General features: G+C 54.7%; 14 protein-coding genes. 9 read left to right on the top strand and 5 right to left on the bottom strand.

Translation table 11 applies throughout. The features are described 5' to 3' along the window. The first annotated feature begins 2 nt into the window (after positions 1-2). Both WA318_RS14105 and WA318_RS14100 read left to right on the top strand, forming a co-directional pair. The gene (locus WA318_RS14105) at positions 3-3,503 is read left to right on the top strand and encodes a hypothetical protein (RefSeq protein WP_336082088.1); all 3,501 of its coding nucleotides are present in this window, start codon (positions 3-5) and stop codon (positions 3,501-3,503) included. 99 nt (positions 3,504-3,602) lie between these two features. Next, positions 3,603-4,922 carry an SEL1-like repeat protein gene (locus WA318_RS14100; RefSeq protein WP_114098498.1) on the top strand — a complete coding sequence of 440 codons (1,320 nt, stop codon included), beginning with the start codon at positions 3,603-3,605 and terminating at the stop codon, positions 4,920-4,922. Between the two features lie 145 nt (positions 4,923-5,067). On the opposite strand, the gene fliP is transcribed toward WA318_RS14100, so the two are convergent. The 5 genes from fliP to csrA form a co-directional block, all read right to left on the bottom strand. Then, the gene (fliP, locus tag WA318_RS14095; RefSeq protein WP_181850272.1) at positions 5,068-5,886 is read right to left on the bottom strand and encodes a flagellar type III secretion system pore protein FliP; all 819 of its coding nucleotides are present in this window, start codon (positions 5,884-5,886) and stop codon (positions 5,068-5,070) included. Next, on the bottom strand, positions 5,883-6,284 hold the full coding sequence (locus WA318_RS14090) for a FliO/MopB family protein (protein WP_336082083.1): 402 nt from the start codon (positions 6,282-6,284) through the stop codon (positions 5,883-5,885). The genes fliP and WA318_RS14090 overlap by 4 nt, the downstream gene beginning before the upstream one ends. 175 nt (positions 6,285-6,459) lie before the next feature. Further along, entirely contained in the window at positions 6,460-6,795 is a 336-nt protein-coding gene (locus tag WA318_RS14085; protein ID WP_336082081.1) for a hypothetical protein, read from the bottom strand. Then, positions 6,792-7,220 (bottom strand): EscU/YscU/HrcU family type III secretion system export apparatus switch protein, encoded by a 429-nt coding sequence (locus tag WA318_RS14080; RefSeq protein ID WP_114098501.1) that lies wholly within the window; start codon positions 7,218-7,220, stop codon positions 6,792-6,794. Before WA318_RS14080 ends, WA318_RS14085 begins: the two co-directional genes overlap by 4 nt. A 246-nt stretch (positions 7,221-7,466) precedes the next feature. Then, positions 7,467-7,745, bottom strand: coding sequence for a carbon storage regulator CsrA (gene csrA / locus WA318_RS14075; RefSeq protein WP_114098502.1), 279 nt, complete (start codon positions 7,743-7,745; stop codon positions 7,467-7,469). A 282-nt stretch (positions 7,746-8,027) separates the two neighbouring features. On the opposite strand from csrA, the gene flgB reads away from it, so the two are divergent. From flgB to WA318_RS14040, 7 genes are all read left to right on the top strand, one after another. Beyond that, positions 8,028-8,429 (top strand): flagellar basal body rod protein FlgB, encoded by a 402-nt coding sequence (gene flgB / locus WA318_RS14070; protein WP_114098503.1) that lies wholly within the window; start codon positions 8,028-8,030, stop codon positions 8,427-8,429. Positions 8,430-8,452: 23 nt separating this feature from the next. Further along, entirely contained in the window at positions 8,453-8,860 is a 408-nt protein-coding gene (gene flgC, locus WA318_RS14065) for a flagellar basal body rod protein FlgC (RefSeq protein WP_044829525.1), read from the top strand. Positions 8,861-8,906: 46 nt separating this feature from the next. Continuing rightward, positions 8,907-9,233 carry a flagellar hook-basal body complex protein FliE gene (fliE, locus tag WA318_RS14060; RefSeq protein WP_336082074.1) on the top strand — a complete coding sequence of 109 codons (327 nt, stop codon included), beginning with the start codon at positions 8,907-8,909 and terminating at the stop codon, positions 9,231-9,233. Positions 9,234-9,399: 166 nt separating this feature from the next. Next, the gene (gene fliQ / locus WA318_RS14055; protein ID WP_068517466.1) at positions 9,400-9,669 is read left to right on the top strand and encodes a flagellar biosynthesis protein FliQ; all 270 of its coding nucleotides are present in this window, start codon (positions 9,400-9,402) and stop codon (positions 9,667-9,669) included. A gap of 68 nt (positions 9,670-9,737) precedes the next feature. After that, complete coding sequence (gene fliR, locus WA318_RS14050; protein WP_336082070.1) at positions 9,738-10,502, top strand: flagellar biosynthetic protein FliR; 765 nt, start codon at positions 9,738-9,740, stop codon at positions 10,500-10,502. Positions 10,503-10,552: 50 nt separating this feature from the next. Then, a complete protein-coding gene (gene flhB, locus WA318_RS14045; RefSeq protein WP_336082068.1) occupies positions 10,553-11,623 on the top strand; it encodes a flagellar biosynthesis protein FlhB in 1,071 nt (356 codons plus the stop codon). Between the two features lie 323 nt (positions 11,624-11,946). Then, positions 11,947-14,568 carry a hybrid sensor histidine kinase/response regulator gene (locus WA318_RS14040; protein ID WP_336082066.1) on the top strand — a complete coding sequence of 874 codons (2,622 nt, stop codon included), beginning with the start codon at positions 11,947-11,949 and terminating at the stop codon, positions 14,566-14,568. Positions 14,569-14,613 lie beyond the last annotated feature (45 nt).

The following is a 14,613-nucleotide window of genomic DNA, read 5'->3' as shown; positions in this document are numbered from 1 at the left end:
GTATGGCAAAACTTGCCGTGCGCGTCCTGCTGGCGGTTGTTCTTGCGACCACCACGGCAATTTTGTTGCCCCTAGGCGGAATGCGCCCAGCAATGGCCCAGGCGGTTGATCCAGTTATCATCCGCTCCGGGCTGCATAGCGGTTATGGACGAATTGTTCTGCAATGGAGCAAGCCGGTCAATTACAGCGCCGAGATCATCGGCGACCAGCTTGTTGTGCGTTTTGACGAGCCGCTTGTTGCTTCCTTGCGCGGGGTGCTGACCCCGATTTCCAAATATGTTTCGGATGGGTTCTTTGATCCGGATGGTCGCACCGTCGCCTTTGTTCTGAGCGACGATTACGAAGTGCGCGCCTTTAATGTCGGAAGCAACGTTGTCCTTGATATTCTGGACAAGCAACCGCCGACACCGGTAGCTGCACCGGAACCGGCAGTACCATCGGTTCCGACCCCGGAACAAAAGCCGCAAATCACGCCCGCACCGACCAGCCCGGTTGAAACGGTGGCAACCGAAGATGCGACTGCTTCGGCAGATGCGTCAGCAGATCTTCTTGATGTTCGTGTCGGACGTCACCCGACGTTCTATCGGCTGGTTTTTGATTGGCCAACGCGTACGGATTATGCCCTGGAAGGCGATCAGGGATCGCAGACGGTTGCCTTTCAGTCTCCGGCGCGTATTGATGCCACGGGTCTGTCACGACGCCTGCCCGAAGGTGTGCGTATTCGCCAGGCCGCGACAAACCCGCTTGATGTTGTGATTGAAACCAGCCCGGCGCGCCAGCTGCGTCATTTCCGCTCGGGCAACAAGGTTGTCGTTGACATAATGGGCGCCCAGCGCGCACCCGCAAGTGAAACCGCACAGTCACGTTCAGCGTCGCCAGCAGAACCCCGGGACGAAGCGGTTGCCGTCGCTGCACCGGATGCCCCGGTCGCCCCGGCACAGCAAAATGAACAGCCGGATAGCCAGACCGGAACCAACACGCAGCCAGCTGCGTCAACCGGTGAGGTGCTGGACCCGAATTCACCCGAAGCACTGGCACGCGCAGCTGCCACCGGGCAGGGCAATGGCGGTAGCACAGGCGGGGTGCCGCAGGAACGTACCAGCATCGGTGAAATTCCGGTTACGGTTGAACAGACTACGACAGAACTCACATTGGGCTTCCCGTTTGGGCAGCCCGGCGGGGCAGCGGTGTGGTCGCGTGCCGGTTTCCTGTGGATGGCCTTTGATGTTCGGGCAAATCTTGATCTTGAAACCGTGCGTCAGGAAGCGTCACAGATCATCGGGGTAATCGAACAGATCGACAGCCCCTATGCCACCGTCTTGCGGATGACCATTCCGGACGGGGTTGGCCTTTACACAACCAGAACCGAAGTCGGTGACTGGCGTGTGACATTGCAGCAAGGCACCATGCAGCCGGTTGAAAAACTGGGTCCGTCGATTGAGCTTGATGACCAGACCCGTGCACGCCTGATTGTTCCGCTTGAAGATGTCGGGCCGATTGTCCCGATTGATGATCCAGAAGTCGGTGATACCCTGCGCGTTGTGACAACAACACAATCGGGTTATGGCATCGAGGTCGCCCTGAATTATCCGGAATTCGAAGTGTTGCCGTCCGTGCAGGGGGTTGTTGTTGCGCCGATGAATGAAAGTGTTCAGGTGGCCGGTCGTGATGACGGGCAGGCCGTAATTGTTACTGCCGCCGATGGCCTGAACATTTCACCCGAAGGCGCACGTCTGCTGGCTTCGGCAACCGGTGTGCGGGCAAGCACCGGTGATGGCCGTGAAGGTCTGATCTTTGATCTTGATACCTGGCGCCGTGGCGGACTTGATGATTTCAATGATGCCATTCGCGAGCTGCGCGGCAATATTGCCGAAAGCGGAGATGAACACCGCAACAAGGCCCGCCTTGAACTTGCGCAATATTATCTGGCCAACGGCCTTGGGCCAGAGGCCAATGCTGTTGTTTCCACAATGGAAGGCGACGATCCGCTGATTGCCCAGAAACTGCAATTCCGTGCGCTTAAGGCTGCTGTGAAGTTTCTGTATCGCGATTACGCCGAAGCGGAGCGTCTTCTTGAAGACGAACGGTTACGCGCCATTCCGGAAATGCAGTTGTGGCGGGCTGTGACCCTTGCTGCACTGGGGCGTCCGAATGAAGGTGCGCGTGATCTGCTTGAAAGTGTCCACATCCTTGATTTCTATCCGCCAGAGCTTCTGTCGCGGTTAGGGCCGCTTGCGACCGAGCAGGCCCTGATTGTTGGCAACCCGGAAGCCGGTATGGATCTGATCGACAAGATGCTGCTGACGGATGGACTTTCCGAGTCCAAGATCATGGATGTGCAATATCTTAAAGGGTTCTTTGAAGAAGAGGCCGGTGAACTCGAACAGGCGGTCGCCACCTGGGATCAGGTGGCCGAAGGAGATAACCGCAAGGCGCGCGCGCATGCAATTTTTGATCGTACCGAGCTTCTTATGCGTCTGGAACGCCTGACGATCGAAGATGCGATCGAACAGCTCCAGCAGCTGCGTTTTGCCTGGCGTGGCGACGGTTTCGAGATGGCGTTACTCAAACGCATTGGCGAGTTGCAAATCGAGAACAAGGATTTCCGCGACGGGCTTAATACGCTTCGTCAGGTTGCGATTTTCTTCCCGAACAAGCCGGTCGCAACCGAGGCGACTGACATGATGCATACCACGTTCGAGAACCTCTATCTCGGCGATGACATCAACAATATTTCGGCGATCAAGGCGGTTGCGCTTTATGACGAATTCCGCGAACTGACCCCGGCGGGCGAGAAGGGGGATGAATTGATCCGCAGGCTTGCCGACCGTATGGTCGATGTCGAGTTGTTTGAACGTGCCGAGGACCTTCTCGAGCATCAGGTCGATTTCCGACTGCAGGGGGTTGAAAAGGCCCGTGTCGGGGCCAGACTTGGTCTGGTCTATCTGCTTGATAGCAAGCCCGAGGAAACAATACGCGTCATTGACAATACGGAGACCCCCGATCTGTCCGACGAGCTGTCAACCCAGCGCCGTCACCTGAAGGCGCGGGCTTTGCTTGATACCGACCGGGGAGCTGAGGCAATTGCGTCTCTTGAAGGTGATTTTTCGAAGAATGCGGAGCTTTTGCGGGTCGATTATTATCGCCAGACGCGGGACTATATGTCGGCGGCTGAGACCTTCCAGCGTCTTGTCGGCGATGATGAAAAAAGCCCGACCGGTGAAATTTCGAATGAGCGCGCCCGCTATCTTTTGAACTGGGCGGTCAATCTTGCAATGGCTGGTCAGGAAAGAACACTTAACATGCTCAAACGCCGTTACGGCGAGGGCATGGCACAAAGCCCGTTCGCCGAGGCATTCAATCTGATTACGTCATCTCCGACGCAAGGCTTGATTGATTACCGTACCCTTGCCGACAAGGTCGACGAGGTTGAAAACTTTCAGGGCTTCCTTGCGACCTATCGCGACCAGTTGGAAAAGTCACAGCTTAGTGCTATAAATTAACGTTCGATAAATGTGTAACGTGGGTGACGTTCGCCAAAATGCGAGGTTTTCGCCCATTTTCTGCTGGTTTGAACGTGTGATTGCGAGTGTAGTGCTGTGATGGATCGTGCACTTAAAATGGTCTATTACGATGATGCGAATGTCGAAAAGGACATTTTTGCACAGCTTTCGCTTGCCCAGAAACATTTTCAAGGCGATGGAATGCCGCGCGACGAGTCTGCGACCCGTCGTATTCTGGACCAGATTCACCGCCAGAGCCGTGCATTTGCAGCCGTTTGCTATGGCTATATGCGTAGCAAGGGACTCGGTGTTTCCGAAGATCTGGGCGAGGGGCAGCAGTGGTATCGTGAAGCGGCCTACTGGTTCCATGAAGAAGCATCCTCTGGCGAACCGGTTTCGGCCAATAATCTTGGTTATCTCTATGCCAAGGGATTGGGCGTTCAGGAAAATGCCGAAACCGCCGCTCACTGGTTTGAAGAAGCCATCGAGTTCGGTTCGGTCGCAGCGCTTTATAATCTTGGTGTCTGCTATCTGAATGGCTGGGGCGTTGCCCAGGATGACGAAAAGGCAATCGAATATTTCGAACGCGCCAGCGACCTTAACGATCCGTCTGCGGCCAGCGTTCTTGCCTATCTTTATCTTGAAGGCCGCGGCGTGCGCCGTGATCCGGCAAAATCGTTTGAATTCAACATGCGCGCAGCACGCGCCGGCAGCATCGAAGCCGCATCCGCACTTGGCTATGCGCTGGGTGTCGGGCTTGGCGCGGAACGCAATATTGCCGAAAGCATCAGCTGGTTTGAGCTTGCCGCAAGCGAAGGCGATGCCTATGCGCAGGCAAACCTTGCGATGTATTTCTGTCATTCGCCGGATTTGAAGCTTTTCAATCGCGGCTGGACCATGTTGATGAATGCCTGCGATCAGGGCGATGCATCTGCGAAATATCAGATGACGCAAATCCTGATTTTCGGCGTGCCCCATCGCGAACCCGATTATTCCAGTGCGCTTGATCTGGCGATGGATCTGGCCGAGCTTGGGCATCCGGGCGGTTATCACCTGATCGGGGTGATGTATGAACATGGTCTTGGCGTGCCGGTTGATATGGCGCGTGCGGCCACCTGGTATGAACGTGCGGCCCGCAAGGGTTCCGCGAATGGTCAGGCAGCCCTTGGGCGTCTCTATGCGATTGGCAGTGGCGTCGAACAGGATAACATTCTTGCCTATTACTGGCTGCGGATGTCGTCACCGACAGAAGGCAGTCAGGCCCAGCGCGAGATGGGGGCAATCCATGCCCGCATGACAGAGCGTGAACGTAACATTGCGGAGAAATTCGTGGCCGACAACCCTGGTCCGCGCCGGGGCAGCTTTGGTCTGAAACCGCTGGAACAAGATGTATTCAAAACCGTCAGACGACGGTCCTGACGGTCTTGCGCACGATGTGCGTATGGGGATCTGGCAGCTGCCAGAGTGCCTGAGTCTAGGGAAGTAAAGGGGTGAAACCCCGAAAAAAGCCGCCAGCTTGTGCTTGGCGGCTTTTATCATTCCGGTCGATGCTGGGTTACCCTGGCTAACGCCCGAAACTTTCGACAAGCGATCCGGCAATCAGATACCAGCCATCGACCATTACAAAGAAGATCAGCTTGAATGGCAGGGAAATGATGACCGGTGGCAGCATCATCATCCCCATCGACATCAGGATACTGGCGACCACCATGTCGATGATCAGGAACGGAATAAACAGCAGGAAGCCGATTTCAAACGCGCGGCGCAATTCGCTGATCATGAAAGCCGGGATCAGGGAGCGCAGCGGAATGGTTTCGGGGGTGGTGACTTCAACGCCGGCCAGATTGACAAACAGCTGAAGGTCACGTTCACGCACCTGCGTCATCATGAAATCATGAACCGGTCTTACGGACCGCTCGAACCCTTCGAATTCGTCAATATTGCCGTTGATCATCGGCTGCAATCCCTCGTCCCAGACGCGTTCCAAGGTCGGCATCATGATAAACAGGGTCAGAAACATCGCCAGACTGATCAGGACCTGGTTTGGGGGAGATTGCTGAATGCCAAGAGCTGTCCTGAGCAGGCTGAGCACCACGATGATTCGGGTAAAGGATGTCACCATCATCAGGATGGCGGGCGCAATGCTCAGAACCGTGATCAGACCGATCAACTGAATAAGGCGACCCGATGACGTCACACCGGGGCCATCACCAAGATCAAAATTAAAGGTCTGTGCCTGAACCGTGTCGCCCCCGGCAATCAGTGCGATCAAAGGGATCAGCGACCAAGTCGCACACAAGGTCAACCAGCGCGGCGCGTGCCATCCTGTTTTGCCCGGTTGTGTCTTGGGGGCAGTGGGTGTCTTAAGGTCGGTGCGGCTCATGCAGGGTTGTTCCTGTCGTTGGTCGTCGGGCGCGGACCGGTCGGGGTTGCTTCGGGTATATCTGATGACGTATCGGCTTTGTCTTTTTCGGGGGCAAAGTCGGTGGTGGATGTGTCGATCAGATCAACAAAATGGGTGCCGATATTACGTTCAATCACCATATCGCCCTGCGGACCAAGCATGACAAGATGTTCGGTATCATCGCGACGCAGAAGAACAAGTCGTCTTTTTGTGTCGACCGGAACAACTTCAACCACGGACAGGCGACGCTTCGAACCCCGTCGGTTGATATTGCGCGCACCGGGAATAATCCGCCGTGCAACCAGTGCGAAGATGCCAATAATCCCCAGCACAAAAAGCAGAGCGGCAACAAACCGGTAATAGGCGCTTAAATCCATCAGGTCGCTTTCCCCGTGAACAATCCCGAACTCTGGTCAGAATGACCGATGTGATTGTTGTCTGTGTTTGCCATCGGTATTTCTGTTTACCGCGCCACCGACATACAGGCAAGTTGCCATCGAACAGATCATCGATGGCAGTTTGTTTGAAATCAGCCATTTGGCCGATCACGGCCTATTTGGTGCGGGCAGCCTGCGCATAGGCATTTGTTGCCTGTGCGGTGTTACTGATGCCGCGCAACTGGCGCTGAATATCGGAATATTCTTTTTGCATGTTGGTTTCGAGCTGTCCGAGTTCGTCACCAAGAGCAGCCAGAAGCGGCGCAATGTCGCTACGCTGTTCGGGACCCATGGCACGTGCCTGTTCACACAGATCGGCAATCCGGTGCTCAAGGGCCGATAACTCGACAACCTTGCCATCGTCCAGATATCTCTGTCCGGTCCGGATCAGGGACAGAACGCGTTTTAGATCCTTCTTGAACTGATCGGGCTTGAATTGTTCAGGGCTCATGACTGGCCTTCCCCGTTGCGATCAAAATTTCGATCAAATGATGTCGTCGCCTTGACCGTGTCTTGTGGTTCGGTCTTGCTGCGTGACGAACCACCGTAAATGCGGTTGATCCGATAGATGTAGTTCAGAATTTCGGCAACAGCCGCAAAGGCCTCCAGCGGGATTTCGCTATCGACATCGACTGCCATCAGAATTTCAGCAAGATCACTGTCCTTGCGGACCTTGATCCCGTTGGCAAAAGCGACTTGCAATATCTGTTCCGCAACGCTGCCTTCGCCCTTGGCACTTAGTATGGGGGCATTGTCACGTCCATGCGCATACCGAAGTGCGACGGCTTTCTGGCCATCTTCGCCCGGTGCCGCAAGATTGCCTGTCCTGCCTGCCGGTTCGTCGGTGATGTCATAGGTGGTTTTTTTCCCGCTCATACGACCCTTCAATTCAGGACGCTGTTGCCTGATCTCTTCATCAAGCCTCGACCATAGATCAGAGATGGTCAACAAATCGTTGTCGAACCAGCATCGGACAGTAGAGGAAATTCTCGAAGATAAAAAAGCGGGGGAGAGCCGGGTCGGGGGTCAATATCCTGGCTACCTGCCCGGAAGATGACGGTGCCTGTTGCCAGGCAAAAGATATATTACAGGCGCCGGTCATTCCGGCCTTGCCCGGATCAATCAGCTGTTACCGACATTCTCGTCGGTGTCTGCTTCTTTTTCGTTGGTGTCCTTGGCCGGACTGTTCACCCCGCCGAGATGGCGAATGATGTCTTCGCTAACGGCCGCCGAACGGTTTTCTTCCTGAATACGGTCATAGAGTTCGCGTCGAAGAACCTGAACATCTTCGGGGAAGGTAAAGCCAAGCTTGACGGTCTTGCCACGGACCTCAACGACGGTGACTTCGATATTGTCATCAATGACAACGGAGTCGCCAACTTTTCGTGTGAGATAGAGCATACAGTGTCCCGGTTTCGATAGATGGCAAACAAAATTTACCAGATCGGACACAATATGCCCGCTTTCAAACGCGGGGTCTAGTGCCCGCCGTTAATTGGGTGAAATGCCGTCAATTTCAAAGATCTTTTGGTCTTTGGCACGCTTCATGCATTTCAGTTTGCAAGGTCAATCGAGGCGGCAAAATCATCCGTCCGGGAGATCCGGTCCCGATGAGGGCGATGGCGTTAACGTCGGCTTTACCCGCGCGATCAATACTCGGAAAGCGCAGACAAGGAGCAGGAAATGGATATCGGCAAACTTGGCATGTTCGCCAACATGAAAGAAAAGATGGACTGGCTGACACAGCGCCAGGAAGTCATTGCGCAGAATATTGCCAACTCCGATACGCCAAACTACCGCGCCAGCGATCTCAAGAAATTCGACCCGAAGAATATTGGTCGTGACCGCCAGTTCATCCTTGCGATGGAGGCAACCACGCCGGGCCATAGTCAGGGGCTTCAAAAACCCCAGAACTTCAAGGATGAGGAAGTGCGCAAGAACTATGAAGTCGCGCCGGGCAAAAACGCCGTCATCCTTGAAGAACAGATGGTCAAGATGAACGAAAACCAGGTCGATTATCAGACCATGACCCGGCTGTATGCCAAACAGAAATCAATGTTCATTTCGGCCCTTGGTCGCGTGTAATCCGAAGCTGGAGAGTTAGAACCATGGAACTTTACAAGGCTTTTAAAATCTCGGCTGCCGGCATGCGCGCACAGGGAACCCGTCTTCGTATTGCTGCGGAAAACGTGGCCAACGCCGACAGTCTTCCGACCGCACCGGGTCAGGACCCGTATCGCCGCAAGCTTCTGACATTCAAGAACGTCATGGATCGTGAGGTCGGTGTCGAAATGGTCAAGGTCAATAAGGTAATGCCAGACCGTTCCGATTTTGGTATGAAGTACGAACCAAGCCATCCGGCGGCCAACGATCAGGGCTATGTTCAGACCCCGAATGTTGAAACGCTTGTTGAGATGATGGATATGCGTGAAGCGCAGCGTTCCTACGAGGCCAACCTCAATGTGATCCAGTCTTCGCGGAGCATGTTGCTCAAGACCCTTGATATTCTGCAATAGGCAGTCGATATCCAAAGACAGTTAAGACGCTTAAGGAACAAGACCCATGGTCGCCAGCTTCAACGATGCCATTTCTGCCTACCGCAATGCGGCCTCGGGCAAGACCAATACCGTTGCGGAAACCGTAACCGGCACCGGTACGAAGGTGAATCCGGGGGAAAGTTTTGCCGACATGGTTCGTGGTGCTGCTCATGATGCGCGCGCGACCATGGCCAACAGTGAACAAATGACCCAGAAGGCCATCACCGGTGACGCGGAACTCCATGAAGTTGTCACAGCGGTTTCGGCAGCCGAGGTAACCCTGCGTACTGTGGTCTCGGTTCGTGACAAGGCTGTTGAAGCCTATCAGAGCATTTTGAACATGCCGGTCTGATCTTTTATGTGATCGACATCCTGTGACAGAACCGCACGTCAATCGTGCGGTTTTTTGTTTTGGGCAGTCGGGGATACAGGAAATCATGGCAATCATGTCGCCAAATCCTGTATGAATAACAGTGGTACTTCAATGTACTGCGTATGAAGGCAAGGCGGGAAGACCGATGGATCAAGCTGAAATCATGGATGTGGCCTATGACGCGGTGTGGACACTGCTGAAGGTGACCACGCCGTTGATGCTAATTGCGCTTGGTGTCGGTCTGATTATTGCGCTGTTTCAGGCCCTGACCCAAATTCAGGAAATGACACTGACCTTTGTTCCGAAAATCCTGGTGATTTTCATTGCGCTTCTGGTGTTGCTGCCGTGGATGATCACGGAGATGACCGAGTTTATGGGGCGGATGGTCGATCATTTCATCGGGTTACCCAATTAGCGACGAAACGGGGATTCTGGCCCAGAGCGCGTCCGGAACGCTTCTGATGCAAGGCGGTCAAAGACAAGATGGATCTTCAGGAGCTTCTTACGCTTAATGTCTATGTCGTCCTGATGACATTCGCCAGGGTGGGGGCGGCGTTTGCCTATATGCCCGGCATTGGTGCGCGTTCGGTTCCTGCGCGAGCACGTCTTGTTTTTGCGTTCTGGGTTGCCGTGGTGATTTCACCGCTTGCCGGGCCGTTATTCCCGCCACAGCCGGCCGATGCGCCGTCGCTTTTGCTTGTGATCGGTTATGAGGTTACGGTCGGGCTGTTTTTTGGTCTGTTTGCCCAGGTCATGATGGCAGGTATTCAGACAGCCGGGTCAATTATTGCCTATCTGTCCTCGATGGCGAACGCCTTTACCGCTGATCCGCTTTCCGGGGCGCAAAGTGCGGTGACAGGCAACCTTCTGATGCAGATCGGTCTGGTGTTGCTGTTTGCGACCGGGATGGATCATCTGATGATCCAGGCCGTTTTCGAAAGCTATACACTGTTCCCGCCGGGGGGCGTCCTTCCTGTCGGCGACATGAGTGAATTCTTTTCAAGGGCATTGAACGACAGTTTTGTGATCGCAATGCAGATGTCGGCTCCTTTTCTGATCGTTGCCATCTGTCTGCAGGTTGCCTTGGGTTTGCTCAACAAGCTGATGCCGCAACTGCCCGTATTCTTTGTTGCGATGCCAATTCAGATTGCGCTGGCCTTGCTTTTGTTGACCTTGGCCCTGCCATCCATGATGATGGCCTATCTTGGATATTTCGAGAACGGGCTTGAGGCGTTTCTCAATCCGTAAGGCGTGATTGGCCGGTAAGGTTCCGGTATCCGCCCAGCATGAGTGTATGCATGGCAGAAGAAGACGACAGCCAAAAGACAGAAGACCCCACAAGTAAAAAGCTTGAGGATGCCCGAAAAAAGGGTCAGGTACCGGTTTCCAAGGAAGTCGGCAACTTCATGCTGTTGTTTGGTGGTGGTCTGGTCATCCTGATGATGGGGCCAACCATGGCCCAGGGGGTGCGTGACCTTGCTGTCGGCTTCATCGAACATCCCCATATGCTCGATGTTTCGAATGCCGGGATACCCTTGTTATTCAAGGACGTCATTCTGGGCATGTTATTGGTTTTGGGTATTCCGTTTGTACTTTTGGTCTTTTTTGCTGCCGCCGGCCATATCATGCAAAACGGCATTATTGTTGCGACGGAGCGTATCGAGCCAAAACCTGACAAGCTTAATCCGCTCAACGGGCTCAAGAACCAGTTTTCGCTAAAAACTCTGGTCGAGTTTGTGAAAAACGTCAGCAAGATTGTGCTTGTCGGGGTGGTGCTCACTCTGGTGATCATGCCCGAAATGCTGGATATTGAGCTGTACCCCCAGATGTCACTCGGTCTGACGCTTGAACGGCTTTACGACATGATTGTGATCTTGCTGATCGCGACAATTTCTCTGACAGCGGTGATAGCCGGGCTCGACTTTGCCTATCAAAGGTACGAGTTCAACAAGCAGATGAAAATGTCCAAGCAGGAAATCAAGGACGAATATAAACAGACCGAAGGTAGCCCGGAAATCAAGGCAAAGGTCCGTCAGATCAGGATGGAACGCGCCCAGAAGCGCATGATGTCAAACGTGCCAAAAGCCGACGTTGTCATCACCAACCCGACGCACTATGCGGTCGCCTTGCAATATGATGTTGGCGCGATGGCAGCCCCGGTTTGCGTCGCCAAGGGGCAGGACAATATCGCGCTTAAAATCCGTGAAGTTGCCGAAGAGCACAAGATCACCATCATGGAAAACCCGCCGGTGGCACGCGCGCTGTTTGCAACCGTCGAAGTCGATCAGGAAATCCCGCCAGAACACTACAAGGCCGTGGCCGAGATCATCTCCTTCGTCTTCCGTCAAAAAGGCAAGAAGCTGGGCTAGGGATCGTAACAATGGTGTGCGCTGTCTGCGTCGAGTTTGATGCAACCAAACTTGACGCAGCACAGGTCAAGCGTCTGGCGTGCCAAAAGACAAAGCATCGCAACGGGCTTGCATCGTTGCGGGTGCCCGACACTCTGATGAACAGGCAGGGCCGGAAATGGTTCTGCCTTTTTGCTTTTTGATCAGGGGGGGGTCCTGTTGCTGACGGAAAGGGTGGCCGCGCGAGATAAGGGTGTCGGCAAAACTTGCCGGTAGCCAGTCGCGTGATAACCAGCTAAAAGTATAGACTATTTTGATAAGTTATTGTCGTTAAAGGCGGTCGCGTGCTGTTTCGGGGGCTCATCCTTGCTGTAAGTGTCGCATTCGTTGTGTTTGTCTTTGTCCTGATGGATGTTCTGGCAAAGGCAGGCCTTGATGCGCGTTTAATGTGGATCATCGGTGCGATGGTCACAGGTGTTGCCATTATTTCGGTGGCGGCACTGGCCCTGTCTGCGCGGTGGCGCAATGGCGGTCATTCCGAACTTGGACCGCTGATTTCCGGTTTTGGCAAATCCGACATCGGCATTGCGCTGATTGATGCCTATGGCCGCACCCTTTATGCCAACGCTGCCTTCTCACGCAAACTTGGTATCGAACCCGGATCGGACATGTTGTCCGCGCTTGAAGCGCGCCTGTCGTTTCTGGGGATCGGGAGTGACGATCTGGCCGAACTGCGCACACGTGCAATGCGTGGTGAGAGCGGTCAGATGTTTGTTGATCTGTCGCGTTCTGAAAAGTTCGAAGCCGATAACGCAACTTCCGAAGATGCTGCCGCGCCTGACGGCGGCGAAGCAGAAAATACTGACGTCGATAACAGGGTTGATGCAGCCAAAAATGCGGAAGCGGGAGCAGTTGTCTGCCTGCGCATTTCCGTGACCGAGGCAAATGCCCGTGCCGGTCAGATGCTTTGGACGGTTGATGGTGTTGATGGCTCTGTCATGTCGGAAAGCGGTGCTTCGCTGTTGCTGCCATCGACCGAAAGCCAGCCCAGCTTTGCCCTGTCTGCGCCGATTGCGCCTGAAATGGTGTCGAGCTTGCCGGTTGCCCAGGCCGCGGGCGGGTTTGAGCATGCCGATCAGATGATTGAACGGCTTCCGGTCGGGGTATGCGGGCTGGATGAAGAAGGCCGCATTCTTTATCTCAACCGTCGTCTGGCAAGCTGGCTTGGCGGGGAACCCGAAGAGTTCAATGACGGTACGGTCGAACTGGCTGACCTGATTGTTGGCGACGGGATCAACGGTGAAGTCAAATTCAAGGTGTCTGGCGGTGAACCCATTCGCTGCTTTGTGACCCATTCGATCAATGCACCGGGTACAGGCCCGGTCCGCAGTCAGGCCGTGATCTTCCCTGATCCGATGCCAGCCCATGAATGGGAACACGCCCTTGCCGAGACCGAGCGCCGGGTGCGCTGGTTCTTTGATGAAAGCCCGCTTTCGATCGTTCTGGCTGATATGTCGGGCACGGTGACCGATGCCAACCGTGCATTTATGCAAACCGCCGGGCAGAACCATTCCAATGTCGTTGGTCGCTCGATCCTTGAGCTGATCCTGCCCGAGGATCGTGATGAAGTGGCCCGCTATTTGTCCAAGGCCGTGATGGGCATGGGCAAGGGCGGTCAGATCGAAGCCCGCCTTGCAGGTGCCCGAGGGGTGGCCGCGCAGATTTATCTGCAACGTGTGGCGGGCCGTTCAGGCGAAGCCGGGGCGCTGCTTCTGAACTTCCTGGATACGACCGAACAGAAGAACCTGGAAGAACAGTTTGCCCAGTCCCAGAAAATGCAGGCTGTCGGTCAGCTTGCCGGTGGGGTGGCCCATGACTTCAACAATCTTCTGACCGCGATGATCGGGTTCTGTGATCTGCTGCTATCGCGCCATGGGCCGGGTGATCCGAGCTTTGCCGATATCATGCAGATCAAACAGAATGCCAATCGTGCTGCCAATCTTGTCCGGCAGCTTTTGGCGTTTTCCCGTCGTCAGACCCTGCAGCCGAAAATCATCAATATCACTGACGCGCTTGCAGAAATGTCGAACCTGCTGCGTCGTCTGATTGGCGAGAAGATTGATCTTAAAGTCACCCATGGCCGTGACATTGGTCTGGTCAAGGTCGATCCGGGCCAGCTTGATCAGGTGATCATTAACCTTGTCGTCAATGCGCGCGATGCCATGGCGGGTGAGGGCGGAACGCTGACGGTTCAGACCAGCAGCGAGATCGTCGATGAACCGACAGCAACCGGCACCGAAGTCATTCCGCCGGGCGATTATATCGGCATCAAGGTGACCGACACCGGCATCGGCATTCCCAAAGACAATCTGACCCGCATTTTCGAGCCTTTCTTCTCGACCAAGCAGCGTGGCGAGGGGACCGGTCTTGGTCTTTCGACGGTTTATGGCATCGTCAAACAGACTGGCGGCTTTATTGCGGTCAATAGCGAGGAAGGCAAAGGCACGACCTTTACCATCTATCTTCCGCGCTATGAGGCGACCGAACAGGAACTGGCCGAAACCCAGGCCGTAACCGAAGAAGCCCCGTCACGCGATCTGACCGGGACCGGTGCGATCCTTCTGGTCGAGGATGAGGATGCAGTGCGGACCTTTGGCGCGCGTGCCTTGCGCAGCAAAGGCTATGACGTGCTCGAAGCCAATAATGGTGAAAACGCGCTTGAGGTCCTCAACAAGACCGACAAGACCATTGATCTTGTGATTTCCGATGTCGTCATGCCCGGCATTGACGGCCCCAGCCTGATCCGCATGCTGCGCGAGAAAAAACCGGAGCTCAAAGTTATCTTCATCTCGGGCTATGCCGAAGATACCTATCGCGACGAGCTTGACGAGGAAAACGGTGTGCATTTCCTGCCCAAACCTTTCTCGCTCAAGGATCTTGCGACCAAGGTCAAGGAAGTCCTCTAATCACAAAAAAGGCGACCAGCATGTGGTCGCCTTTTTCTTTTGTTC

This window comes from Thalassospira sp. CH_XMU1448-2 (assembly GCF_037027285.1).
Taxonomy (GTDB): domain Bacteria; phylum Pseudomonadota; class Alphaproteobacteria; order Rhodospirillales; family Thalassospiraceae; genus Thalassospira; species Thalassospira profundimaris_C.
Note: the sequence above shows the minus strand (reverse complement) of the source record. Positions and strands in the feature narration are given on the sequence as shown.

Excerpts from the sequence above, each read along its gene's own strand:
- flhB (WP_336082068.1), top strand. The coding sequence starts at position 10,553 with ATGGCAGAAGAAGACGACAGCCAAAAGACAGAAGACCCCACAAGTAAA.
- WA318_RS14085 (WP_336082081.1), bottom strand. The coding sequence starts at position 6,795 with ATGAGCCCTGAACAATTCAAGCCCGATCAGTTCAAGAAGGATCTAAAA.
- WA318_RS14100 (WP_114098498.1), top strand. The coding sequence starts at position 3,603 with ATGGATCGTGCACTTAAAATGGTCTATTACGATGATGCGAATGTCGAA.
- WA318_RS14105 (WP_336082088.1), top strand. The coding sequence starts at position 3 with ATGGCAAAACTTGCCGTGCGCGTCCTGCTGGCGGTTGTTCTTGCGACC.
- fliP (WP_181850272.1), bottom strand. The coding sequence starts at position 5,886 with ATGAGCCGCACCGACCTTAAGACACCCACTGCCCCCAAGACACAACCG.
- flgC (WP_044829525.1), top strand. The coding sequence starts at position 8,453 with ATGGAACTTTACAAGGCTTTTAAAATCTCGGCTGCCGGCATGCGCGCA.
- WA318_RS14090 (WP_336082083.1), bottom strand. The coding sequence starts at position 6,284 with ATGGATTTAAGCGCCTATTACCGGTTTGTTGCCGCTCTGCTTTTTGTG.
- flgB (WP_114098503.1), top strand. The coding sequence starts at position 8,028 with ATGGATATCGGCAAACTTGGCATGTTCGCCAACATGAAAGAAAAGATG.
- WA318_RS14080 (WP_114098501.1), bottom strand. The coding sequence starts at position 7,220 with ATGAGCGGGAAAAAAACCACCTATGACATCACCGACGAACCGGCAGGC.
- fliR (WP_336082070.1), top strand. The coding sequence starts at position 9,738 with ATGGATCTTCAGGAGCTTCTTACGCTTAATGTCTATGTCGTCCTGATG.
- fliQ (WP_068517466.1), top strand. The coding sequence starts at position 9,400 with ATGGATCAAGCTGAAATCATGGATGTGGCCTATGACGCGGTGTGGACA.
- csrA (WP_114098502.1), bottom strand. The coding sequence starts at position 7,745 with ATGCTCTATCTCACACGAAAAGTTGGCGACTCCGTTGTCATTGATGAC.
- fliE (WP_336082074.1), top strand. The coding sequence starts at position 8,907 with ATGGTCGCCAGCTTCAACGATGCCATTTCTGCCTACCGCAATGCGGCC.